The 23,982-nt window shown below is 73.7% G+C and carries 21 protein-coding genes; 10 read left to right on the top strand and 11 right to left on the bottom strand.

The features are described from left to right. Positions 1–166: 166 nt before the first annotated feature. The 3 genes from K7472_RS25535 to K7472_RS25525 all read right to left on the bottom strand — a co-directional run bounded on the left by K7472_RS25535 (position 167) and on the right by K7472_RS25525 (position 2,906). Positions 167–1,303, bottom strand: a complete 1,137-nt coding sequence (locus K7472_RS25535) for a sensor histidine kinase (protein WP_222980907.1) — start codon at positions 1,301–1,303, stop codon at positions 167–169. Between the two features lie 24 nt (positions 1,304–1,327). After that, positions 1,328–2,074 carry a response regulator transcription factor gene (locus K7472_RS25530; RefSeq protein WP_222980906.1) on the bottom strand — a complete coding sequence of 249 codons (747 nt, stop codon included), beginning with the start codon at positions 2,072–2,074 and terminating at the stop codon, positions 1,328–1,330. Positions 2,075–2,138: 64 nt separating this feature from the next. Then, a complete protein-coding gene (locus K7472_RS25525; RefSeq protein WP_222980905.1) occupies positions 2,139–2,906 on the bottom strand; it encodes a spermidine synthase family protein in 768 nt (255 codons plus the stop codon). 139 nt (positions 2,907–3,045) lie between these two features. On the opposite strand from K7472_RS25525, the gene lon reads away from it, so the two are divergent. Together lon and K7472_RS25515 are read left to right on the top strand one after the other, a co-directional pair. Further along, positions 3,046–5,523, top strand: a complete 2,478-nt coding sequence (gene lon / locus K7472_RS25520) for an endopeptidase La (RefSeq protein ID WP_222980904.1) — start codon at positions 3,046–3,048, stop codon at positions 5,521–5,523. A gap of 156 nt (positions 5,524–5,679) precedes the next feature. Beyond that, positions 5,680–5,955, top strand: coding sequence for a hypothetical protein (locus tag K7472_RS25515; RefSeq protein WP_222980903.1), 276 nt, complete (start codon positions 5,680–5,682; stop codon positions 5,953–5,955). 54 nt (positions 5,956–6,009) lie between these two features. Here K7472_RS25515 and K7472_RS25510 read toward each other — a convergent pair whose 3' ends face one another. After that, positions 6,010–6,438 carry a MarR family winged helix-turn-helix transcriptional regulator gene (locus K7472_RS25510; protein ID WP_222980984.1) on the bottom strand — a complete coding sequence of 143 codons (429 nt, stop codon included), beginning with the start codon at positions 6,436–6,438 and terminating at the stop codon, positions 6,010–6,012. Between the two features lie 635 nt (positions 6,439–7,073). On the opposite strand from K7472_RS25510, the gene K7472_RS25505 reads away from it, so the two are divergent. Beyond that, positions 7,074–7,976 carry a GH25 family lysozyme gene (locus K7472_RS25505; protein WP_222980902.1) on the top strand — a complete coding sequence of 301 codons (903 nt, stop codon included), beginning with the start codon at positions 7,074–7,076 and terminating at the stop codon, positions 7,974–7,976. A 183-nt stretch (positions 7,977–8,159) separates the two neighbouring features. On the opposite strand, the gene K7472_RS25500 is transcribed toward K7472_RS25505, so the two are convergent. After that, positions 8,160–9,005: a protein phosphatase 2C domain-containing protein gene (locus tag K7472_RS25500; protein WP_222980901.1), complete on the bottom strand. Its 846-nt coding sequence runs from the start codon at positions 9,003–9,005 to the stop codon at positions 8,160–8,162. A gap of 539 nt (positions 9,006–9,544) precedes the next feature. Between K7472_RS25500 and K7472_RS25495 the strand changes: the two genes are divergently transcribed. From K7472_RS25495 to K7472_RS25475, 5 genes are all read left to right on the top strand, one after another. Beyond that, the gene (locus tag K7472_RS25495; RefSeq protein WP_252396231.1) at positions 9,545–12,505 is read left to right on the top strand and encodes a sensor histidine kinase; all 2,961 of its coding nucleotides are present in this window, start codon (positions 9,545–9,547) and stop codon (positions 12,503–12,505) included. Between the two features lie 131 nt (positions 12,506–12,636). After that, positions 12,637–13,152 carry a roadblock/LC7 domain-containing protein gene (locus K7472_RS25490; protein WP_252396242.1) on the top strand — a complete coding sequence of 172 codons (516 nt, stop codon included), beginning with the start codon at positions 12,637–12,639 and terminating at the stop codon, positions 13,150–13,152. Further along, positions 13,152–13,550: a DUF742 domain-containing protein gene (locus tag K7472_RS25485; RefSeq protein ID WP_109452101.1), complete on the top strand. Its 399-nt coding sequence runs from the start codon at positions 13,152–13,154 to the stop codon at positions 13,548–13,550. The genes K7472_RS25490 and K7472_RS25485 overlap by 1 nt, the downstream gene beginning before the upstream one ends. 76 nt (positions 13,551–13,626) lie before the next feature. Then, positions 13,627–14,259: a GTP-binding protein gene (locus tag K7472_RS25480; RefSeq protein WP_222980900.1), complete on the top strand. Its 633-nt coding sequence runs from the start codon at positions 13,627–13,629 to the stop codon at positions 14,257–14,259. Between the two features lie 43 nt (positions 14,260–14,302). Beyond that, complete coding sequence (locus tag K7472_RS25475; protein WP_222980899.1) at positions 14,303–15,535, top strand: styrene monooxygenase/indole monooxygenase family protein; 1,233 nt, start codon at positions 14,303–14,305, stop codon at positions 15,533–15,535. Between the two features lie 27 nt (positions 15,536–15,562). On the opposite strand, the gene K7472_RS33280 is transcribed toward K7472_RS25475, so the two are convergent. Next, entirely contained in the window at positions 15,563–16,981 is a 1,419-nt protein-coding gene (locus K7472_RS33280) for a C40 family peptidase (RefSeq protein WP_222980898.1), read from the bottom strand. Between the two features lie 296 nt (positions 16,982–17,277). Continuing rightward, positions 17,278–18,291, bottom strand: coding sequence for a DUF5937 family protein (locus K7472_RS25465; RefSeq protein ID WP_222980897.1), 1,014 nt, complete (start codon positions 18,289–18,291; stop codon positions 17,278–17,280). A 46-nt stretch (positions 18,292–18,337) separates the two neighbouring features. On the opposite strand from K7472_RS25465, the gene K7472_RS25460 reads away from it, so the two are divergent. After that, a complete protein-coding gene (locus K7472_RS25460; protein WP_222980896.1) occupies positions 18,338–19,249 on the top strand; it encodes an oxidoreductase in 912 nt (303 codons plus the stop codon). A gap of 7 nt (positions 19,250–19,256) precedes the next feature. On the opposite strand, the gene K7472_RS32955 is transcribed toward K7472_RS25460, so the two are convergent. Together K7472_RS32955 and K7472_RS25450 are read right to left on the bottom strand one after the other, a co-directional pair. Next, a complete protein-coding gene (locus K7472_RS32955) occupies positions 19,257–19,598 on the bottom strand; it encodes a DUF8847 domain-containing protein (RefSeq protein WP_308014087.1) in 342 nt (113 codons plus the stop codon). Between the two features lie 49 nt (positions 19,599–19,647). Further along, positions 19,648–20,571, bottom strand: a complete 924-nt coding sequence (locus K7472_RS25450; RefSeq protein WP_222980895.1) for an AurF N-oxygenase family protein — start codon at positions 20,569–20,571, stop codon at positions 19,648–19,650. A 238-nt stretch (positions 20,572–20,809) separates the two neighbouring features. On the opposite strand from K7472_RS25450, the gene K7472_RS25445 reads away from it, so the two are divergent. Continuing rightward, positions 20,810–21,925: a ferritin-like domain-containing protein gene (locus tag K7472_RS25445; protein WP_222980894.1), complete on the top strand. Its 1,116-nt coding sequence runs from the start codon at positions 20,810–20,812 to the stop codon at positions 21,923–21,925. Positions 21,926–21,980: 55 nt separating this feature from the next. Here K7472_RS25445 and K7472_RS25440 read toward each other — a convergent pair whose 3' ends face one another. Together K7472_RS25440 and K7472_RS25435 are read right to left on the bottom strand one after the other, a co-directional pair. Further along, positions 21,981–23,438, bottom strand: coding sequence for a penicillin-binding transpeptidase domain-containing protein (locus K7472_RS25440; RefSeq protein ID WP_222980893.1), 1,458 nt, complete (start codon positions 23,436–23,438; stop codon positions 21,981–21,983). Further along, a partial coding sequence (locus tag K7472_RS25435; RefSeq protein ID WP_222980892.1) for an FtsW/RodA/SpoVE family cell cycle protein occupies positions 23,435–23,982 on the bottom strand: 548 nt, incomplete at its 5' end. The genes K7472_RS25435 and K7472_RS25440, both read right to left, overlap by 4 nt.

Raw genomic sequence — 23,982 nt, 5'->3', positions numbered from 1 at the left:
GTCACACTCTCGGGCGGGTTTGGCGGCGGTCTTTGGCGGGAAATCGGCATCCTTTTGGGCGCCTGCGCGCCGCCGTAGCGGTCACCCAGGCGTGGATGCGGCGTCTGCCTGCCGGATCCCGGTTTCCGGTCGAATCTCCCGTTCGAAGACCTTTCGAGAGCCTACGTCAACTGGCTGACGTGCTCTTTCCCGGAAGGGTGAGCTGGATGCGGCAGCCCCGTGTGGATTCGGCCACGCGGATCCGGCCACCGTGCAGCTCCACCGCCCAGCGGGCGATGGCCAGGCCCAGGCCCGTGCCGCCGTCGCTGCCCGAGCCGTGCGGAGCCTTGACGCTGCCCCGGCTGAAGCGCTCGAAGACCTTCGACCAGTGCGCCTGCGGGATGCCCGGGCCCTCGTCCAGCACCTCCAGCTCCAGGCTCTGCGGATCCGCGCCCCGGCGGGCCTTCACCGTCACCCGGCCGCTGGGCGGGCTGTGCTTGACCGCGTTGTCCACCAGGTTGGAGACCACCTGGTGCAGCCGCTCGGCGTCCGCGTACCCGGTCAGGTCCAGCGGGTGGACGTCCAGGTGCAGGTGGACGTCGCCGCGCGAGCGGGAGTGCGACGGCGAGGCCATCGCCACGCCCGGCTTGATGCTCGCCGCCTTCAGCACCCCGGAAAGGAACGGCCAGACCTCGAAGTGCCGGGCGTTGAGTGGCACCACGCCGCTGTCGAGACGCGACAGGTCCAGCAGGTCGGCCACGAGGCGGCCGAGCCGCTCGGTCTGCTTCAGCGCGGTGCGCATCGTCTCCGGGTCCGCCTCGCTGACGCCGTCCACCACGTTCTCCAGCAGGGCGCGCAGGCCCGAGATGGGCGTGCGCAGCTCGTGCGAGACGTTGGCGACCAGCTCCTTGCGGTGGCGGTCGGCGCTCTCCAGGTCGGCGGCCATGCTGTTGAACGTGATGGCCAGCTCGCCCAGCTCGTCGCGGCGCCCGGTGCGCACCCGGCGGCTGTAGTCGCCCTGCGCCATCGCCCGGGCCACCGCCGTCATCTCGCGCAGCGGCGAGGTCAGGCCGCTGGAGACGAACTGCATCAGCAGCATCGAGGTGATGATCGAGAAGATCGTGATGACCCGCAGCTCGGTCTGCGATCGGATGGCCACGAGCACCAGCAGGGTCGTCAGGAAGACCGAGCTGATCACCAGCAGCCCGAGCGCCGCCTTGATCGACCGGAACGGGTCGACCGGGCGCAGCCCCTCCCAGGCCCGGTGCCACAGCCCCGGCCGGTCCTCGTCGTCACGGGAGTCGTCACGGGAAGTGCGCGCCATCCGGCGCACCGCCTTTCGCCGCCCCTACGGGGCGGGGGTCTCCAGCGCGTAGCCCACACCGTGCACGGTGCGGATGCGCTCGGCGCCGATCTTGCGGCGCAGGGCCTTGATGTGGCTGTCGACGGTACGGGTGCCGGAGGCGTCGGCCCAGTCCCACACCTCGGCCAGCAGCTGCTCACGGGAGAGCACGGCGCGCGGGGTCTGCGCCAGGCAGGCCAGCAGGTCGAACTCGGTCGGCGTCAGGTGCACGTCGTCGCCGCGCACCCGCACCCGGCGCTGGGCGTGGTCGATGGACAGATCGCCCAGCTGGAGGGTGCCGCCGCGCGGGCTGCGGGCCGCGACCGTGGCCCGCTCCACCCGTCTGAGCAGCACGTGCACCCGGGCCGCCAGCTCCCGCATGGAGAACGGCTTGGTCATGTAGTCGTCCGCGCCGACCCCGAGCCCGACCAGCATGTCGGTCTCGTCGTCCCGCGCGGTGAGCATCAGCACCGGCACCGGCCGCAGCGCCTGCACCCGGCGGCAGACCTCCAGGCCGTCGTAGCCGGGCAGCATGATGTCGAGCACCAGCAGGTCGGGCTGCCAGGCGTGGGCGGTGTCCACGGCGGCCGGGCCGTCGCCCGCGGTGTGCACCGAGAAGCCCTCGGCGCGCAGGCGGGCCGCGATCGCGTCGGCGATCGTCGGGTCGTCCTCGACGACGAGGACCCGCCGCTGGGTGGCCGGCGGTGGGGTGCCGGATCCGCCGTTCGCGGTAGTCGTCTGTGTGTTGTCCATCGGGCCCGCCCCTACGTGGTCGCGCTGCTTGGCATGCAGCGTAAAGGGCGGGCCCGGCCTGCGGCTACGTCGGCCCTGACGGGCGCCGGGCCAGATGCACCGCATCCGGGACACCCCGGGCAACCGGCACGGGGATGGTCTGGACCTCTGCGAATCCCGCGGCGCGCAACGCGTCCTCGAAGCGCGTCGACGGCCGGGCCGACCAGACCGCCAGCACGCCCTCCGGCGCCAGCGCCCGCAGGCACCCGGCGAGACCGCCCGGGGAGTAGAGGGAGTCGTTGGACTCGGTGACCGTCCAGTCGGGCCCGTTGTCGATGTCCAGGCAGAGCGCGTCGTGGGCGCCGTGCGCGCCGCGCAGGTGGTCGAGCAGGTCGCGTTCGACGACGTCGACCCGCGGATCGTCCAGCGCCCCGGCGGAGAACGGCGCGAGGGGGCCGTCGCGATGCCAGTCCACGACGGCCCGCTCGCGTTCCACGACGGTGATCCGCCCCCAGCGCGGCTCTGCGGCGGCCTCGGCCAGCGAGAAGCCGACCCCGAGGCCGCCGATCAGAACGGAGGGACCGCCGACCGGTTCCGGGCGGTCGCCACCCGCCGACGTGGGGCCCGTCGACGCGGGGTCCGTCTGCGCGGGGTCCGTCGCCGCGCCGCCCGTCAGCGCGTCGAGCGCGGCGCGGATCAGCAGGCGCTCGGAGCGTCCGTCGGAGGTGTCCATCAGGAAGCAGCCGTTGGCGATGATCTCGAAGTGCCCGCCGCGCCTGCGCAGCACCACCTCGCCGTAGGGTCCTTCGCGCCGCTCGACGGTCTCGGCCGCCGGTTCGATCACGTCAGGCATGCGCCTCAGGCTAGCCGCGCGGCCCCGGTGAGCCGACCGCCACCGGCTGATCGCTCACAGCGAACACCGCTTGGGGAACATCAGGGGCATCAGAAGCATTGAGTCGGCATAGCTCAACTTCATTGCCTAGGGAGAGATCATGGCTTCAGATGCGCAGGGAACCGGCGGCCCGGTCGCGGGCGAGGTGCTGACCCTTCCCGTACTACCGCTCGACGACGAGGTCGTGCTGCCCGGCATGGTCGTACCGCTCGACCTGTCCGACAGCGAGGTCCGCGCCGCGGTCGAGGCCGCGCAGGCTGCCGAGAGCAACCGCGCCGAGGCGTCGCGTGTTCCCGGCATCCGCTCCGGCGCGGGCTCGCGCAAGCCCAGGGTGCTGCTGGTGCCCCGGGTCGACGGCCAGTACGCGGCCGTGGGCACCCTCGGTGCCGTCGAGCAGGTCGGCCGCCTCGCGGACGGCGACCCCGGCGCGGTCATCCGCGGCCTGGGCCGGGTCCGCATCGGCGCCGGCACCACGGGCCCGGGCGCGGCCCTGTGGGTGGAGGGCACCGAGCTGACCGAGCCGGAGCCCACCGAGGCGCCCGGCACCGTCGCCGAACTGGTCAAGGAGTACAAGGCGCTCGCCACCGCCTGGCTGCGCAAGCGCGGCGCCTGGCAGGTCGTGGACCGCGTCCAGGCCATCGACGACGTCTCGCAGCTCGCCGACAACTCCGGCTACTCCCCGTTCCTCACCGGCGAGCAGCGGGTGCGGCTGCTGGAGACCGTCGACCCGGTGGCCCGGCTGCGGCTGGCCATCGGCTGGCTGCGCGACCACCTCGCCGAGCAGGACGTCGCCGAGTCGATCCGCAAGGACGTCCAGGAGGGCATGGACAAGCAGCAGCGCGAGTTCCTGCTCCGCCAGCAGATGGAGGCCGTCCGCAAGGAGCTGGCCGAGCTGAACGGCGACCCGGGCAACGAGTCCGAGGACTACCGCGCCCGCGTCGAGGCCGCCGACCTGCCGGAGAAGGTCCGCGAGGCCGCCCTGAAGGAGGTCGACAAGCTGGAGCGGTCCTCCGACGCCTCCCCCGAGGGCGGCTGGATCCGCACCTGGCTGGACACCGTCCTGGAACTGCCGTGGAACACCACGACCGAGGACGCCTACGACATCGCGGGCGCCCGCGCCGTGCTGGACGCCGACCACGCGGGGCTCGACGACGTGAAGGAACGCATCGTCGAGTACCTGGCCGTGCGCAAGCGCCGCGCCGACAAGGGGCTGGGCGCGGTTCAAGGTCGTCGCGCCGGGGCCGTGCTGGCGCTGGTCGGGCCGCCCGGGGTCGGCAAGACCTCGCTGGGCGAGTCGGTGGCCCGCGCGATGGGCCGCGAGTTCGTGCGCGTCGCCCTCGGCGGCGTTCGTGACGAGGCGGAGATCCGCGGTCACCGCAGGACGTACGTGGGCGCGCTGCCCGGCCGGATCGTGCGCGCGATCAAGGAGGCCGGGTCGATGAACCCGGTGGTCCTGCTGGACGAGATCGACAAGGTGGGCTCCGACTACCGCGGCGACCCGGCCGCGGCGCTGCTCGAAGTCCTCGACCCCGCGCAGAACCACACCTTCCGCGACCACTACCTGGAGGTCGAACTCGACCTGTCCGACGTGGTGTTCCTGGCGACCGCCAACGTCCTGGAGACCATCCCGCAGCCGCTGCTCGACCGTATGGAACTGGTCCGGCTCGACGGCTACACCGAGGACGAGAAGGTCGCCATCGCCCGCGACCACCTGCTGCCGCGGCAGTTGGAGCGCGCGGGTCTGGCGGCGGACGAGGTCGCGGTGGACGACGAGAGCCTGCGCAGGCTCGCCGGCGAGTACACCCGTGAGGCGGGCGTACGGAACCTGGAGCGCGCGATCGCCCGCACCCTGCGCAAGATCGCGGCGCGCCAGGAGCTGGGCGAGGCCGAACTGCCGGTCACCGTCGGCCCGGACGACCTGCGCGACCTGATCGGCAGGCCGCACCACGTGCCCGAGTCGGCGCAGGACCCGAAGGAGCGGCGCACCGCCCTGCCCGGGGTCGCGACCGGCCTCGCGGTGACCGGCGCGGGCGGCGACGTGCTGTTCGTCGAGGCGTCGCTCGCCGACCCCGAGACCGGTGGCACCGGCCTGACCCTGACCGGCCAACTGGGCGACGTGATGAAGGAGTCGGCGCGGATCGCGCTGTCCTTCCTGCGCTCGCGCGGCGCCGAACTGGAGCTGCCGGTGGGCGACTTGAAGGAGCGCGGCATCCACCTGCACGTCCCCGCGGGCGCGGTGCCCAAGGACGGCCCGAGCGCGGGCGTGACGATGACGACCGCGCTGGCGTCGCTGCTGTCGGGGCGCCGGGTGCGCGACGACGTGGCGATGACCGGTGAGGTGTCGCTGACCGGCCGGGTGCTGCCCATCGGCGGTGTCAAGCAGAAGCTGCTGGCGGCGCACCGGGCCGGGGTCACCACGGTGATCATCCCCAAGCGCAACGAGCCGGACCTGGACGACGTCCCGGCCGAGGTCCTCCAGACGCTGGACGTGCACGCGGTCTCCGACGTGCGCGAGGTCCTGCGGCTGGCCCTGGAGCCCGCCCGCGAGCACGACCGCACGGCGGTGGCCGCCGCCTGACGGGGCGCCATTCCCCCAGGGCGAAGGGCGCCCGCCGCACCCCGGACGAAGGGTGCGGCGGGCGCTCTCGCGCGGGCGGGGCCGGGCGGTGCGACAGCCTTCTGCGCCGCGCGCCGGGCGCCTATCCTGAGATCTCTCGTCTGTTCAGGGGGCGTTGTGACAGAGCCGTCGCGGAGGATGCAGAAGGCACTGACCCGGGCCGGGTACCGCACGACCAGAGAAGTCGAGTACGGAGAAGAGACGATCTTCCTCTGGCATCCCGGCTACCACGACGGGATGATGGCGATCGGTTGGGCCGTCGGCTTCGCCGGATGGGGGACCTACGCGCGGGACAACCGTGGCGAGAGCGTACGCCTCGGCCAGGCCTCCGATCTCGATCAGGCCCAGGCCGCCATCGTCGCGTGGGACGACGAACGCAAACGCCAGTACTGACCTGGCGGTGACCACCCCCGGAGCGCCCGGGTCCGTCAGCGGCATGGCGTCCCCCTAGCCCTCGTCCTCCGCCATCCACGCGTTGAGGCGGCCCAGCAGCCGCGCCAGGTCCGTCACGTCGGTGCGCTCCCACCGGCTGAGCCTGCTGCGGTAGCGCTCGCGGCGGGCGTCGCGGACGGCGGTGAAGCGGGTGAGGCCTTCGGGCGTCAGCCGGACCAGGAACGCCCTGCCGTCGGCCGGGTCGGGCGCGCGGCTGATCAGGCCGAGTTCCTCCAGGGCGCGCAACTGGCGGCTCATCGTCGCCTTGCCGACCCGGAAGTACGCCGCGAGATCCGTCGCCCGCTCGGCGCCGATCTCCTCCAGCCGGACCAGCAACCCGTAGGCGGCGGGCTCCAGTTCGGGGTGGACCGCGCGGGCCATCTCCCCGGAGGAGGCCCGAGCCCGCCGGAACAGCACGGTCAGCTCACGCTCCAGCCCCTCCATCTCCCGCCCGGACGGGGCGTGTTCCTCCGCGCCACAGGGCGCGCTCCGCCCGCGCCCCGCGGGCGCGTCTCCTTCCGGCCGGGCGAGCCCGCCCGCCTCCGGCCCGTCGGGCCCGCCCGCCTCCGGCCCGTCGGGCCCGCCCGCCTCCGGCCCGTCGGGCCCGCCCGCCTCCGGCCCGTCGGGCCCGCCCGCCTCCGGCCCGTCGGGCCCGCCCGCCTCCGGCCCGGCCGGCCCGCCCGCGCTGGCGTCCCCGCCCGGTCGTGCGGCGCCCTCGTCCCGGCCGGCCGCGTCAGCGTCCCGCCCGGAAGGGGCCCCGGCGTCCCGCCCGGAAGGGGCCCCGGCGTCCCGCCCGGAAGGGGCCACCGCGTCCCGCCCGGAGGGGCCTTCGTGGTCCACACCACTCCGCCGCGCGCCCCGCCCGTCCTGCTCGTCTCCGGCCTTCCGCACGTCAGTGCCCTTTCCCGCGGCTGAAATTTTCTTCCAGCGCCCGCCATTGCCGCAGCTCTCCCAGTATTTCGCAGGATTAGACCATCGGCAGTGGCCGGACCCCCTTCCACCCCCGCGTTCTACGCGCGTACCTTCCAAAATGTCATGGCCACACCAAGGAACAACCCCCCTTGCCCTTGGAGGCACTCATGAACGACGCCGGACGCAGCCCCCGGCACCCCCGCCGCAGACCCCGGGGCGCCGCGCGCGTCACCACGGTCACCGGCGCGCTGCTCTCCCTGTTCGCCCTGCTGCTCGCCCTCCCCGCCGCCGCGTCGGCCGCGACGAACGGCGCCGGTGCCTCGCCGGCCTCGGTCACCACGAGCCGCGACCACGTCACCCACCCGCAGCTCGACTGGGCCGGTTCGACCATCCCCTCGCACGAGGGCGGTGGTTCGCACGGCGGCACGGTCACGCCGGACGCCACGCTGACCTCCGGCATGGACGTCAGCGCGTACCAGGGCAGCGTGGACTGGACGACCGCCTGGAACAACGGCGCCCGGTTCGCCTACGTCAAGGCCACCGAGTCGACCACGTACACCAATCCGGACTTCACCCAGCAGTACGACGGCTCCTACGACGTCGGGATGATCCGCGGCGCCTACCACTTCGCGACGCCCGACACCTCCGGCGGCGCCGCGCAGGCGGACTACTTCGTCAGCCACGGCGGCGGCTGGTCCGGCGACGGCAAGACGCTGCCGCCGATGCTGGACATCGAGTACAACCCGTACGGCGCCGAGTGCTACGGGCTGAGCCAGAGCGGCATGGTCGGCTGGATCTCGGCGTTCGTCAACGAGGTGCACGCCAGGACCTCGCGGTGGGCCACCATCTACACGACGACCGACTGGTGGACGACCTGCACCGGCAACAGCTCCGCGTTCGCCGGCAACGACCCGCTGTTCGTGGCCCGTTACTCCTCCAGCGCGGGCACCCTGCCCGCCGGGTGGGGCTACTACACCTTCTGGCAGTACGCGGACTCCGGGACCTTCCCCGGCGACCAGGACTACTTCAACGGCGCCTACGACCGGCTCCAGGCGCTGGCGAACGGCTGACCGCCTCGCCCTGAAGGGGCGCGGGGAACTGCGCGACCGGCCACGGCGGACCGGAAGGCAGTCACCCGCCGTGGGGCCCACGGCTGTCCGCGAAGCACCGGACGGCGTCGGCCGAGCGCGCAGTTCCCCGCGCCCCCTTTCGTGGGCACCCTTCCCGGGTGCCCCGTTGCCGGGCGCTCCGGCTCAGAACTCGACCAGGCCCGCTGTCGCGTCGTCCGAGCGTTTGCCGCGCGGGAAGCGGGCGCCCTCGGGGTCGGCCGCCTCCTCCCGCCGTACGCGCTCGATCAGTTCGCGGGGTCCCGCCTTGCGCAGTACGGCCATCGCGCCGGGCCAGTCGGCGCGGGCGAAGACGTCCACCAGGCGGGTGGCGCCGTCGGTGAGCCCGGCCAGGGCCCGTACCGACGCGCGCGGCCGGGCGCCGGTGACGGCGCGCTCGGCGACCGCCGGGTCCGCCGCCGCCGTGAAGAAGCCGCCCTCCGCGTTGCGCAGCGCCTCGACCGCCCGGCCCCACTCGGCCGCGGCGGCGGCGCGCTCCGCCGAGCCGCGCGGCAGCGCCCGTACCGCCGCGCGCAGCGTGCCGACCGGCTCGGGCAGCCGGTCGAGCCGGTCGTCCACGACCGCGGTGACCTGGCCGGTGACGTCCTCGACCAGCAGCACCGAGTCCGACAGCACGAGATGCTCGACCGTCTCGTCGTCCCACCGGACGGCCACAACGGTTGCCTGCGGCGTGTACTTATGAGAAAGGTCACACCTTTCGGCGTGTCGTCGCGCGGTGCGCTCGATCGCCGCCGCCAGGCACTCACGCAGAGTCATATTCCGTGCCGAAGTGGACAGTTCGAGCAGGGCGCCGCCCAGCCCGGCCACGTACCAGGGCACCCCGTGCTCGCAGCCCGTGCCGTCCGGATGCGGGGTCACGCCGTCCAGCACCACCATGACGCCGCCCAATCCGGAAGCGGGCAGCGCGAACGACACGAAGTCCTCGTTGGGGCGGCCGGTGGAGCCGGGTTCTGTGGCGGCCTCGATGCGCATGGGTCCAGTCTGCCCGAGCCCTCGTTCGAACACCTGATCCCTCCCGATCCGTGGCCGGTTCGTGGAGATCCGGTGTGTGATGCCCGGGATCCGGATGCGGGTGGGGCATCCTTCCAGGAGCCCGGCCGCTTCGCCAAACCGCCCGCGAGACGGCGGAAGTGTGGGCGACCGCGCCGAGTTGAAGGTCAACTTCCGGTTGTTGTTCACTCCTTCGGGTATCGCGCTGGGGATGACCGCCACCCCCTCCCGCGGGGCTGCGATGGTCGGAACCATGCCGGGGTGAGGCCAGAAGCGGGCGTGCGGGACCGTCGCGAGACACACGCGCACCACGACCCGTGCGCGGCAACATACGCGTAATCACTACGCACCGGGGGAAGCGCCGGGGTGACATCGTGTCCTGCCCGGCGCGGTGCCCAACTTGAGGTGTCGTCATTTCGGCTGCACGGAACGGCTGTACCGACGGACGAGACGGATTGTGAGAACCGGTGCGGACAACGCGGAGAGGGCGCGGTTCGGCGCGCACGCAGACGCCGCCGGCCATGAGCGGGCCGGCCGTCGCGGAACACCCCGGGCCGGCCCCCGCGCCCGGCGCGGCGGAGGGGACGGCGGCCCAGGGCGGGCCCACCGGCCCGTCCCGCAGGGGCCGTTCGCGCCGCCGGGTGCGCTCCCGGCTGATCGGCGCGCTGCTGGTCTCGCTCCTCGCCGTCGTGGCCGCGTCCGCCCCCGGGCTCGCCGCCGCCACGGGTGACCTCACCCAGTCCGGGCGGCTGCTGAAACTCACCCAGCTCAACACCTCCGCCATCGCCCTCTCGCACGCACTCGCCGACGAACGCGACGACATGGCCGCCTACGTCGCCGCCGGGCGCACCACCGCCTCCGGGCACGGGGTCAGCGAGGACGAGCGGGCCGGCGTCGACCGCCAGGCCCAGCAGGTCGAACAGGCCGCCGCCGCCCTGGACACCGGGGGCTCGCCCGACCTGGCGCGGACCACCGCGACCGTGCGCCAGGAACTGGCCGCGCTGCCGCGCGTCCGCCAGAGCGGCCTGTCCGGCACCGGCTCCGCGCGCGACGCCTTCGACGCCTACACCCCGGTCGTCTCCGCGCTGGACGCGGTCAGCGGCGCGCTCGCCCGCGCCCTGCCGTCCCGCGCCGCCGACCCCGACACCAGTGCCGGGCCCGCGCTCGCCACCGTCGTGCAGCAGGCCTCCGCCGAGCACGGGCTGCTGGTCGCCGCGCTCACCGCGGGCGGCGCCTCCTCCGAGCTGGTGGCCGAGGCGCAGCAGGCCCGGGTCGCCGAGCAGGCCGCGTACGCGCAGTTCGACGCGACCGCCTCGCCGACCGCGCGCACCCAGTACACCCAGACCGTCACCGGCACCGACGTGACGACCGCCGAGGACTACCTGCGGCAGCTCACCGACGCGCCCTACCTGTCGGCCGCCGACAACCGGCTGAAGACCTCCGACGTCGACGCGGCGCTCGCCGCCCGCATCGACCGGATGCGCGCCGTGCAGTCCTCGCTGGCCGCCGCCGACACCACCCGGCTCACCTCGCTGCACGCCGACGACATGACCGCGCTCGAACTGCGCGCCGCCCTGGTCGCGTTGTGCGTCCTGCTGGTGGTGGCCGCGGGCGTGCAGTCCTCGCGTTCTGTGGTGCGGCCGCTCGCCCGGCTGCGCCGCTACGCCTCGGCCCCCGCCGGGCCGCCGCCGGTCGGCAGCCGCGACGAGATCGCCGACGTGGCCCGGGACGTCGAACGGCTCACGCAGGACGCCGTGTTGCTGCGCGAGCAGGCCGCGGAACAGGCCAGGGAACGCGAACGGCTCATCGCGGTGCGAGCCAGGACCGCGGCGGAGCACGAGGAGATGCGCCGCGGGCACGCCGCTCTCGCCGCCCAGCACGCCGAACTCCTTGCCGAACGCGACGAGTTGCTGAGCAGGGCGCAGCGCCATCAGGGCACCGCGCACGGCACCTTCGTCAACCTCAGTCTGCGCAGCCTCTCGCTGGTGGAGCGCCAACTGGCCCTGATCGAGGGCCTGGAGAACCGCGAGCAGGACCCGGACGAGCTGGAGACGCTCTTCAAGCTCGACCACCTCGCCACCCGCATGCGGCGCAACGGCGAGAGCCTGCTCGTGCTGGCCGGGGCGGAGAACACCGGCGGCGCGATGGCCAAGCCGGTGCCGCTCATCGACGTGGTGCGGGCGGGCATCTCCGAGATCGAGCGCTACGAGCGGGTGCGCATCCCCTTCCTGCCGCGCACCCAGCTGGTCGGCTTCGCCGCCGACGACGTGAGCCACCTGGTCGCCGAACTCATGGAGAACGCCACCGCGTTCTCGCCGCCGCAGGCCGACGTCCAGGTCTCCGGCTGGCTGCTGGAGAACGGCGAGATCATGCTCTCGGTGGAGGACCAGGGGATAGGCGTGCCGCCGGACCGGCTGGGCGACCTCAACCGGCTGCTGGCCGACCCCGACCCGGACGAGTCCGACGCGCCCGCGGGCCTCGGGCTGTACGTGGTGGCGCGGCTGGCCGCCCGGCACGGGGTGCGGGTGCAGTTGCGCGAGCAGAAGCAGGGCGGGGTGGCGGCCGTCGTCGTCGTCCCGCGCTCGCTGGTGGTCGGCTCGGCCGATCCCGACGCGCCGGTGCCCGACCTGATCATGCCGGACGTCACCCCGGCGGTCGGCACGCAGGACCCGGCCCCGGCCGCGTCGGCGGCACCGGGCCACCCGACGATCCCGGCGCAGGCACCGCGGACGGAAGCCCCGCAGGCGCGGTGGACGGAAGCCCCGCAGGCCCCGGCTCCGACGATCCAGGCTCCGCAGGCCCCGGCCCCGGCCCCGCAACCGCAGGCCCCTGCGCGTCCGGTGGTGTCCGGGCCGCCCGCCCCCTCGGCGGGCGACCGCATCGGCCCGCCGACCGTCGCGGGCACACCGGTGGCCGGAACGCCGCTGAGCACGACGCCTGCCGCCGGTACGCCGCTGAGCACGACGCCCGCCGCTGGAACTCCCGCCGCAGGCACGCCCGTTGCCGCCGCGCACGCCGCGCACGTGGTGGACGAGCACGCCCGGCCGCCCGGCGGCGCCGCTCCCGCCGGACGCGAGCCCGCCCGCCCCCGACACGGCCGGCACGCCGCGCCCCGGCCGGACGTCCCGCCGGTGGACAGCCTGCCGGTGGCCGACGCGCCGCCCACCCAGGGACCGGGTACCGCGGGCCAGGCGGACGCGGGGGCGTCCGTCGTCGGGCTGCCCAAGCGGGTGCCCCGGGCCAGCGGGCTCACCGGCGAGCCGCCCGCCCGGCAGCGGGTGCGCCCGGTCGACGCCGACGCGCTGCGCCGCAGGCTGGGCGGGTTCGCCCAGGGCCTGCGCGACGGGCGCCGCGACGCCGAGGCGGAGGCCACCGGGACCGTGGAGCTACCGCTGCCCGGTCCGATGCCCGGGCCGGTGCCCGGACCACGTACAACGGGGGACCGCAGCGACAGTGAACCCTCCGAGGAGGCACGCGGGTGAACACGTCGAACACGCAGGCCACGCCGATCCCGGTCCGCGACAAGGGCACCGGGCGGGCTCCCCGCCCGGACGACGGCCCCCGGCACGGCGGCGCGCCGGGCGGCACCGCGCACAGCGCCGCCGCCCGCAACCTGCGCTGGCTGCTGGGCAACCTGGTCGAGGAGGTGCCCGGCGTCCGCTCGGTCGCCGTGATCTCCTCCGACGGCCTGCTGCTGTGCTCGTCCGAGGCGGACGGCGACGACCCGGCCGCCCCCGGCGAGCGGGCCACCGGCCCGGGCACGGCGGGCGGGGACCTGGCGACCGTGGTGTCGGGGCTGGCCTCGCTCACCGACGGCGCCGCCCGGCTGATGTCGGCCGGCACCGTCAAGCAGACGGTCGTCGCGATGGACAACGGCTGCCTGTTCGTCATGGCGATCAGCGACGGCTCGCTGCTGGGCGTGCACGCCTCGCCGGAGTGCGACATGAGCGTCGTCGCGTACCACATGGCGCTCTTCGTCGGCCGGGCCGGACACGTCCTGACGCCCGAACTGCGCAGTGAACTGAGCCGTTCGGGCCGCACCGACGAAACGTCCGGCGCGTACGGCGCGTACGGCAGCGCGGGCAACGACCAGGCCGACCCCAACGACCGGACGGGAAGCGGGCGTTGATGGGGCCGCACGGCCTGCCGATCCGTGGCACGGACCGCAAGCCCGCCCGGGTGCGCCCCTACGCGCTCACCGGCGGTCGCACCCGCTTCGCCCACGTCCTGCTGGTGGAGACCTTCGTCGCCACCATCGACGGACCCGAGGGACGGCCGGAGCTGACCTCCGGCGGCATCGGCGCCGGAGTGATGCCGGAGCTGCGGGCCATCGTCGAACTGTGCCGCAGGATGCGCTCGGTGGCCGAGATCTCGGCGCTGCTGCGCATCCCGCTCGGCGTGGTGCGCGTCCTGCTCAGCGATCTCGCGGACACCGGCCGCATCCGCGTCTACGGATCCCCGCAGGGACCCGTCCAACCCGATCGCGCACTGCTGGAAAGGGTGCTCAGTGGACTTCGCAGGCTCTGACACGGCGGCGCCCGCCGCGAGGGACACCGAGGCGCCCGCCGCGAGGGACACGGCGGCGCCCGCCACGGAGGACAGGGTGGCGCCCGCCGCGCCCGCCGCCGGGCTGCCGCCGCTTCCCGACGCCGACGAGGACATCCAGGAGTGGCAGAAGGACACCAGCCGCGCCCCCACCACCGCCAAGATCGTCATCGCGGGCGGTTTCGGTGTCGGCAAGACCACCTTCGTCGGCGCCGTCTCCGAGATCACCCCGCTGACCACCGAGGCGCTGATGACCCGCGCCAGCGAGGAGACCGACGACCTGGCGGCCACCCCGGACAAGCTGACGACCACCGTCGCCATGGACTTCGGGCGCCTCACCCTTGACCAGGACCTGGTGCTCTACCTGTTCGGCACGCCCGGCCAGCAACGCTTCTGGTTCATGTGGGACGACCTGGTGCGCGGCGCGATCGGGGGTATCGTCCTGGCCGACACCAGGCGGCTGGAGGACTGCTTCCCGGCGCTCGACTACTTCGAGAGCTGCGGGCTGCCCTTCATGGTCGCCGTCAACCACTTCGAGGGAACGGCCGGTCACGGGGAGGACGACGTGCGCGAAGCGCTGTCGGTGCCCGAGCACATCCCCGTGCTGGTCTGTGACGCCCGCAAGCGGTACTCGGTGGTCGAGGCCCTACTGACGCTGTGCGGGCACGCGTTGAGCACGCTCCCGGAGTAACCCGGCGCCGTACCGCACCAGCCCAATCGTCCGAGGAACACCCATGCGCAAGATACTCATCGTCGGAGCCGGCCAGTCCGGGCTCCAACTCGCCCTGGGCCTTCAGTCCCACGGCTACGAGGTCACGTTGATGACCAACCGCACCGCGGACGAGATCCGCACCGGCCGGGTGATGTCCACCCAGTGCATGTTCACCACCGCACTCCAGCACGAACGCGACCTGGGCCTGAACCTGTGGGAGAGCCAGACCCCGCGCATCGAGGGGCTCGGTGTGTCGGTGGCGGGCCCCGACGGGTCTCGCGTCATCGACTGGGTCGGGCGGCTGCGCGGCTACGCCCAGTCCGTCGACCAGCGGGTGAAGATGGCCGGCTGGATGGAGGCGTTCGCCGAGCGCGGCGGCCAGGTGGTCATCCACGGCGCTGCCGTCTCCGACCTCGACTACTTCGCCCGCCGCTACGACCTGGTGCTGGTCGCCGCGGGCAAGGGCGAGCTGGTGTCGATGTTCGGCCGCGACGCCGCCCGCTCCCCGTACGACGCCCCGCAGCGGGCGCTCGCCGTCGCCTACGTGCACGGGCTCGGGCCGCGCCCCGAACACCCCGACTACCACGCGGTGCGCTGCAACCTGGTGCCGACCGTCGGCGAGATGTTCGTCATGCCGACCCTGACCACCTCGGGCCCGGCCGACATCCTGTTCTGGGAAGGCATCCCCGGCGGCCCGCTCGACGTCTTCGAGGGCGTCAAGGACCCGCGCGAACACCTGCGTCTCACGCTGGAGCTGATGGAACGGTTCCTCCCGTGGGAGTACGAGTGCACCCGCGGCGGCGTCGAACTGACCGACGCGGGCGGCACGCTGGCCGGGCGCTACGCGCCGACCGTGCGCAACCCCATCGGTGAACTGCCCTCCGGCGGGCTGGTGCTGGGCGTCGCCGACGTGGTCGTGGCCAACGACCCCATCACCGGCCAGGGTTCGAACAACGCGGCCAAGTGCGCCGCCTCCTACCTCGACAGCATCCTCGCCCACGGCGACAAGCCGTTCGACCGCGACTGGATGCACACCACCTTCGAGCGCTACTGGGGCTACGCCCAGCACGTCACCAAGTGGACCAACGCGATGCTCGCCCCGCCGCCCGAGCACGTGCTGAACCTCATCGGTGCCGCCGGGCAGCTCCAGCCGGTCGCCGACCGGTTCGCCAACGGCTTCGACAACCCCGAGGACTTCGAGAACTGGTTCTTCGACCCGGAGCTGGCGCAGGCCTACCTGGCCGGCGTGAGCTGACCGCCCCGGCTCCCCGCGCGCTCAGCCTCAGCCGGCGCCGTGCCCGTGCGGCGCCGGCCGGGCGGCCGCGACGGGCGCGGCGGGCAGGGCGTAGGAGGACACCGGCGCCGTCGAGGGGTCCGGCCGCACCGCGCCCAGGATCGGGTTCGCGGCGATGGGGGAGACCTTGACCCTCGCCCCGGGGTGCGGCGCCTGCACCACCAGGCCGTGGCCGATGTAGAGCGCGACGTGGGTGGCGTGCGGGAAGTAGACGACCAGGTCGCCGGGGCGCAGCCGGTTCAGCGGGACCCGGGGCAGCCGCGCCCACTGCTCCTGGCTGGTGCGCGGGATCGCCCGCCCGGCGTGCTGCCAGGCCTGCGAGGTCAGCCCCGAGCAGTCGAACGCGTTCGGCCCCTGCGCGCCCCACACGTACGGCTTGCCCAACTGGGCGAACGCGTAGGAGATCGCGCGGGCGCCCGGCCGGGTGGGCGTACGGGTCAGGCTGCCGAGCTTGCCCGAGGTCAGCAGGGCCTGCTGCGCCTGGTCGTCGTCCTGCTGCTCCAGCGAGTCGACCTGCGTCATGCGGGTGCCGCCGACCGAGGCGACGGTGCGCTCCACCTCGGACAGGCTGCTCTTGACCTCGTCGCGGTCCTGCTGCTGCTGGGCGGCGAGCTTGCGGACCGCGTCCAGGGCGCTCCTGGCCTGGTCGGTGGTGGTGCTCAGGGTCTGCTCGCCGCTGCGCAGCCTCCGCATCAACGCGACCTCGCTGTCCGCCGCGCGGCCGAGGATGTGGCCCTGGTTGAGCGCCTCGGACGGATCGCGGCTGAGCAGCAGGGCGACGTACGGGGAGACGCCGCCGCTCTGGTACTGCATGCGGGCCAGCGCCCCGGCCGCGTCGCGGGCCGCCTGGACGGCGCTGCGCTGATCGGCCAGCCGCTTGCTCAGCGTGGCGTACTGCGTCTGCTGCTGGTCGAGCTTCTCCTTGGTGCCGTTGTACGTCTCGGTGGCCTGCTCGGCCTTCTGGTACAGCGACTGGAGCCGGGAGAGGAGTTCGGGCGTGGAGGCGCTCGCGAGGTCGGGGCCGGAGGCGTTGGGGTCGGCGTCCCCGGCTGCGGCGCCCCCGGCTGCGGCAGGATCGGCTGCGGCGCCCCCGGCTGCGGCGGGATCGGCGCCGGGGCCGTTGGCTGCGGGATCGGTCGCTGTGGGGTCCGTGGTTGCCGGGTCGGCGTCCGGGGCCGTCGCGTCGGGGTCGGCCGTGCCGGGGTCCGAGGCGTCCGGGTCCGTCGTGTCCGGGGCCGTGGCCGACCTGGTGCTCGCGGAGCCGGACGGTGACGGGTCGTCGGAGGCGCCGGGCGGCCCGGGGTCGGCGAGGGCGGCGGCGGGCAGCGTCAGCGCGGTGGCCGTGACGAGGCCCGCGCAGAGCAGCGCGGCCCGCGTCCACCTCCGGGATCGGCGTGCCACTGACATGCCCTCACCTCCGCTTGGTCCGCGTGGTCTTCGCTGATCATGCCCGCAGCCGCATCCTGCCATGATTCGTCATATTTTCGGCAGGGCTCGATGGGGGATCAGCGCCGCGCTTCACCCGGAGGGCGGTGGGTCGCGATGAGGCGAGAGCTGGGCGGAGGGCGCGCGCCGGTGCCGGCGAACGGCCGGAGCGGGAAGGCGTGACCGGCGGCGCGCCCACGCAGGACGAGCCAATCGCCCCGGCATATGACTGTCAACGTTTCCGGCGAGTACGCGGCCGGGCGCCCGGTTCTCACGGGTCATCGGCCGGCGGCGAGGAGGGACTCCGCGACGGACGTGCGGGCGTACAGGACCGAGCGGCCGGCCCGGTGGGCGGTGACCAGACCGGCGTCGCGCAGTGCCGTGAGGTTCTGGGAGACCCCGGCCTTGGAGATCCCGGTGCGTTGCGCCAGTCGCGTCGTCGTGGCCGGAGTCTCCAGTTCGGTGAGCAGGAGGGTCCGCGTCCGCCCGAGCACGGCGGCGGTCGCGGCGGTGCCGGTGGCCGTGCGGCGTTCCCACAGCGTGCCGGTGCCGCGAGCCCGGTAGGCGAGTTGTGGCGGGTCGGGGGGAGCGATCCGCGTGGACAGGCCCGGCCCCTTGAAGGCCGAGGGAACCAGGAGCAGCCCCGCGCCCGCCGTCTCCCGGGACAGGAACCGCCGCGAGCGGACCAGCCGCAGTACGTCGTCGCTCCAGCTGACCTGAGGGTGCAACTCGTCGAGGAGGTGGCCGACTCCGTACTGCGAGACCTGCCGGGCGCGGTGGAGGACGTCGGCCTCCAGCACCGTGCGGATCCGTGCCCAGTAAGGAGCGAGCGCCAGCTCCCAGTAGGTCTCGATCTCCTGCGCGACCCGCGCCAGGCCGGTGCGCGGATCGGCGTGCAGGGACCGCAGCCGGGCTCCGATGCCGCCCCGGTGGTGTCCGAAGTGGTCGAGGTCCCGGCGGACTCGGCAGGCGGGAGAGGCCACGACCGCGGCCAGCTCCTGCGCCAGAGTGGGCGCCGGACCCGTGGGCGCCGGGTTGAGGAAGTCTGGGACGTAGCCGGTGGGCGGGACGAGGTCGGCGAGCCATCCCTCGCCCAGGCCGGCGGCCGCGACCCGTGGCCGGACCTGCTCCAGCCAGCGCCGGTGCACCGGGTCCACGGCGCCGGAGGCCAGCATCCGGACGCTGCTCCCGACCTGCCACAACGGCGAGACGGCGAACCGCACCCGCGCCACGTCCCGCGCCGAGAACGCGAGTTCCGCCACGCCGTGAGCCCCCCTTGAGGATTCACCCATACCTGAATCAATGGCGGTCACCCTAGCGGGTGGACATCCTTCCGGCATGACCTCGCAGACGATCACCGCCGCCGCGTCGGGAACCTGGACGCTGGGAGACCTGACGGTCAACCGGATCGGCTTCGGGGCGATGCGCCTGCCCCAGACCGGCACGGCGCTCGTGACCGACGCCGTCCCCCGCGACCGGGACCAGGCGCTCGCCGTGCTCCGTCGCGCCGTCGAGCTCGGCGTGAACCACATCGACACCGCCGCGTTCTACTTCTCCGCGCTGCGCTCGGCCAACGAACTCATCAACCGGGCCCTGAGCCCCTACCCGGACGACCTCGTCATCGCGACCAAGGTCGGTCAGCCGCGCGACCCGTCGGGAGCGTGGCTGCCGCACGCCGGGCCGGAGCAGTTGCGCGGGCTGGTGGAGGAGAACCTGCGCCAGCTCGGCCGTGACCACCTGGACGTGGTGAACCTGCGCGTCGTCGGCACCGGATCGATCGCCGAACGGTTCGGTGTGCTGGCCGGACTGCGCGAGGCCGGACTCATCCGCCACCTCGGCCTGTCCAACGTCCACCCCCACCACCTCGCCGAGGCCCGGGCCATCGCGCCCGTGGTCTGCGTGCAGAACATGTACGGCCTCGGAGTGCGGCCCGACCAGGACGCGTTCGTCCGCGCCTGCGGCGAGCAGGGTGTCGCCTTCGTGCCGTTCTACGCGATCGCCGCCACCGGGCGCCAGGCCGGGGCGAGCGGGAGCGACCACCCGGAGGTCCTCGCCGTCGCCCGGGCACACGGCGCCAGTCCCGCGCAGGTCAGGATCGCCTGGACCCTGCACCGCGGCCCGCACGTGCTGTCCATCCCCGGCACCGGCGACCTGGACCACCTGGCGTCGAACGTGGCCGCGGGCGCCCTGCGGCTCTCCGGGGACGAGGTCGCCCACCTCGACGACTCCGTCCACCGTCAGGATCCCTGAGTGGCGCTCAGGCCCCGCCGCCCGCGTCCGACCCGCTGGTCCCCGCCTCCGCCTCGCCGTCCCCGCCCGCCGCGCCGCCCCCGGCCGGGCGCCCCGCGTGGCGGCTCCACGGCCACCGCAGACGGCCCGACGACGCGTCGCCCTCCGGGTCGAAGTCGTACCGCCAGCGGCTGCGGCGCGGGCGGCTCGCCGGGGCCAGGCGGTAGACCAGCACCGTGCCGGGCGCGCCGTCCTCGCCCGGGACCGGGACGCGGTAGACCTTCGGCGGCTTGCCGGTGGCGCCCACCAGCACCGCGATCACGCGCCCGTCCAGCGGCCCGCCGCGGAACTCCGTCTCCTCGCTTCGCACCCCTTCAGCATCGCACCCCCCACCGACAACGCCGCCGTCGGCGGTCCGCTCACGCAAGCAGCCCGGAACTGACCCACAGCCTGCGCCCCGGACCGCGCAGCACGCCGATCTCGTCGAGGAACTCGGTGAGCCGCCGGGCGGACCGCAGCATCACCTCGCGCCGGTGCGGGCTGCGCCGGGCCTGCTCGACCGCCTCCGCCGCGTTCAGGCCCACCGACGCGTACACCTTCGGGCTGATCAGCGACGCGGCGACCACACGGGCGGTCTCGCCGGACATCAGCCGGGTCAGTCCCGCCTCCCAGCGCGGCGCGGTCGCCATCTGGCGGCGCAGTTCCTCGCGGGCGTAGCGCACGTGCCGGGACTCCTCGACCACGTGGATGCGGGTGACCCCGCGCACCAGCGGCTGGACGCGTTCGTCGGGGAAGGTCTGCCGCTGCATCCAGTCGAGGATCTCCTCGACCAGCAGCGTGGCGGTGAACGAGCCGGGCGTGGTGGAGACGGTCTTCATCAGCCGGGCCATGGTGTGGTGCAGCGGGGTCGGCCGGTAGACGGGCGTGCCGTACTTGCGTACCAGACGGGCGAACATCATCGAGTGGCGGCACTCGTCCGCGGTCTCGGTGAGCGCGTAGCGCACGTGGCGGCTGGTCGGGTCGATGTCGTAGATGTGCCGCATCAGCAGCTGCATCAGGATGATCTCGAACCAGATGCCGGTCGAGGCGAGCGAGGCGGACTCGTGCTTGCTCAGCTCGATCCGCTGCTCGTCGGACATCCGCCGCCACAGCGGGGTGTCGTAGAGCGAGCACAGTTCCGGCGGCCAGAACCACCGGCCCTCCTCGAAGGGCGCGTCCCAGTCGAGTTCGGTGTCCGGGTCGAACGAGTGCCGGGCGGACGCGTCCAGCAGCCGTTCGGCGACCTGCTCGCGTTCCCTGAGCAGGCCGATTCCGTCGCGGGTCGTCGGGTCGAGCGCTGTCATACCACCGCCACCTAGGTGTTACCTCCGGTCACACTGCTATGGGACCGCCCGTCGGCAAGGGGCGTCAATACCCCGCGCGCACCCGGCGGGACAAGGGCGCACGCCGTGCCGACGCCTCGGCGGCCGACCTGTTGACCCCGCGCCGCCCTTCGTGTGACGCTGCGAACCGCCCACCGTGACAGCACAACTGTCAAGCAGCGTGGACCTGTCGGGGTCCTGTGAGCGTGAGGAGGCGTCGGTGTCGACGCAGGAGCTGTACGCGAGCGGTCCCGGGGACCACGGCTGGTCCGTCCCGGCCGCCGGCCAGGCCCGGTTCACCTGGGAGTACGACGACGGCAGGGACCGGCTGCTGGCCCTGTACCAGAAGGGCAAGGACAAGCAGTGGGACGGCGCCCGGCGCATCGACTGGGACATCGAGGTGGACCCGTACGACCCGCTCGGCGTCCCCGACGAGAACATGACCGTCTTCGGCACCCGCTACTGGGACGCGATGAACGAGCGCGAACGGCGGGAGCTGCGGCGGCACTTCGCCTCCTGGCAGTTCAGCCAGTTCCTCCACGGCGAGCAGGGCGCGATGGTGTGCGCCGCGCGCATCGTGGAGTCGGCGCCCGACCTGGACGCCAAGTTCTACTCCGCCACCCAGACCATGGACGAGGCGCGGCACGCGGAGATCTACGCGAGGTTCCTGCACGAGAAGGTCGGGATGCTCTACCCGATCAACGACAACCTCCAGTCGCTGCTGGGCGACACGCTGCGCGACTCGCGCTGGGACATGCCCTACCTCGGCATGCAGGTGCTCATCGAGGGCCTGGCGCTGGCCGCGTTCGGCATGCTGCGCGACACCACCGACAAGCCGCTGCCCAAGCAGGTCCTGGCGTACGTGATGCAGGACGAGGCGCGGCACGTCGCCTTCGGGCGGATGGCGCTGCGCGACTACTACCGGCAGCTGTCCGACGCCGAACTGCGCGAGCGCGAGGAGTTCGTCATCGAGGGCTGCTACCTGATGCGCGACCGGCTGCGCGGCGACGAGGTGCTGACCAACTTCGGCATCCCTGCCAAGGAGGCCGCCGAGCTGAGCGAGCGGTCCGAATACCTCCAGCTCTTCCGCAAGCTGCTCTTCAGCCGCATCGTGCCGTGCGTGAAGGACATCGGCCTGTGGGGTGAACGGCTCCAGCGCGCCTACCTGGACATGGGCGTCTTCGAGATGGGCGACTCCAACCTCGACCTGCTGATGGCGCAGGACGAGGAGATCGCCGAGAAGCTGGACGCCGAGCGCTTCGCGGCGGAGGAGGCCGCCCGCACCGAGGAGGTCGCCGAGGCGATCCGGCAGGGCGCGGGGCCGGACCAGGACTGACGCGGCGGGCGCGGGCGGCGACGCACGCGCCCGCGGAAACGGCTGACGTGGCGCGCTACTTGCCCAGCACCGCGCGCATCACCGCCTGCGCGATCGGCGCCGCGTCGCCGCCGCCGGAGATGTCGGAGCGGTCTGCCGCCGCGTCCTCGACGACGACGGCCACCGCGACCGGCGCCACCGGCGCGTCGTCGGGGCGGGCCCAGGCGACGAACCAGGCGTACGGCGTACCGGAGTTGCCCACGCCGTGCTGCGCGGTGCCGGTCTTGCCGCCGACGTCCACCCCGGGGATGGCGGCGTTGGACCCGGTGCCCTTGGTCACCACGTCCGACATCATCCGCTGCAACTGCACCGCCGTCGACGGGTCCATCGCCTGCCCGAGCGCCTGCGGGCTCGTCGTGGTGAGCGTGCGGCCGCGCGAGTCGGTCTGCCGCGCCAGCACGTACGGGGTCATCAGCTCGCCGTCGTCCGCCACCGCCGCGGCCACCATCGCCATCTGCAATGGGGTGGCCCTGGTGTCGTACTGCCCGATCGAGGACAGCGCGAGCTGCGCGCCGTTCATCGAGGTGTCGAAGACCGACTCGCTGACGCCGGACGGGATGTGCAGCCCGGGGTCGTCGAAGCCGAAGGCGCGCGCGGTGCGCACCATGGCGTTCAGCCCCACGTCCACGCCGAGCTTGGCGAAGACCGTGTTGCACGAGACCTGGAAGGCGTAGGCGAGCGTGGCGTTCGCGCAGCCGCTCGCCTCGTTGCCCAGCCGGGTCGAGGTGTCCGGGAGGGTGTACGGGTCGGGGGAGTGGGTCGGGGCGTCGACGTCCGTGATCGTGTCGGCGTCCAGCGCGGCGGCGGCGGTGACCACCTTGAACGTGGAGCCGGGCGGATAGGTCTGGCGGATCGCGCGGTTGAGCATCGGCTGCGCGGGATCGCCGGTCAGCCGCGTCCAGTCGGCGGTCGCGGCCGTCCCGGTGGCCGCGAAGCCGCCCGGGTCGTAGGACGGCGACGAGACCAGCGCGAGGATCCTGCCGGTCGCCGGTTCGAGCGCGGCCACCGCGCCCTTGCGGCCGTCCAGACCGTCGAACGCGGCCTTCTGCGCGGCGGGCAGGATCGTGGAGTGGACCCGGCCGCCGGGGTTCTGCTCGCGGGCGATCGCGTTCCACAGCGGCACCCGGGCCAAGCGGGGATCGGTGCCCGACAGCACCGCGTCGCCCGCGTTCTCCAGCAGCGTCGTGCCGTACGTCTGCGAGGCGTAGCCGGTGACCGGCGCGTACAGCGGTCCGCTGGTGTACGTGCGCGCCCAGCGCAGTTGCCCGCCGGTGCGGCGGTTGCCGGTGAGCCGGGTGCCGCCCGCGTAGATCTCGCCGCGCGGCTGGGCGTAACGGGTGAGCACAGCACGGCGGTTGGCCGGATTGCCGTTGTACGAGGAGGAGTTGACGACCTGCACCCGGGTGGCGTTGACCAGCAGCGCGAACAGCAGCAGCCCGAGGAACGCGGCGGTGTGCCGGACGTAGCGGATCACACGGTGTCCTTTCCCGCGGCGGAGGCCGTGCCCGGTGGGGCGACCACCCCCGGTTCCCCGCGGACCGGGCGCGGCGTCCTCGCCGAGTCGCTGAGGCGGATCAGCAGGGCGACGATGACCCAGTTGGTGACCACCGACGAGCCGCCCTGCGCCAGGAACGGCATCGCCATGCCGGTCAGCGGGATCAGGTCGGTGACGCCGCCCGCGATCACGAAGACCTGCAACCCCAGGATCGCCGCCAGGCCCACCGCCAGCAGCCTGCCGAACGGATCGCGCACCGCCAGCCCCGACCGCAGGCCCCGGGCCACCAGCAGCGCGTACAGCAGGAAGAGCGCGGACAGCCCGACCAGGCCCAGTTCCTCGCCCGCGGTGGCCAGGATGAAGTCGGACTTCGCGGCGAACCCGATCAGGATGGAGTGGCCCTGGCCGAGCCCGGTGCCCAGCAGCCCGCCCGCGCCGAACGCGAACAGCGACTGCGCCAGCTGCCCGGCGCCCCGGCCCGCGGCGATGCTGGCGAAGGGGTGCAGCCAGTTCTCCACCCGGC

Source organism: Streptantibioticus parmotrematis (genome assembly GCF_019890615.1).
In the GTDB taxonomy this organism is placed as follows: Bacteria; Actinomycetota; Actinomycetes; order Streptomycetales; family Streptomycetaceae; genus Streptantibioticus_D; species Streptantibioticus_D parmotrematis.
This window is presented reverse-complemented; position numbering and strand designations above follow the sequence as displayed.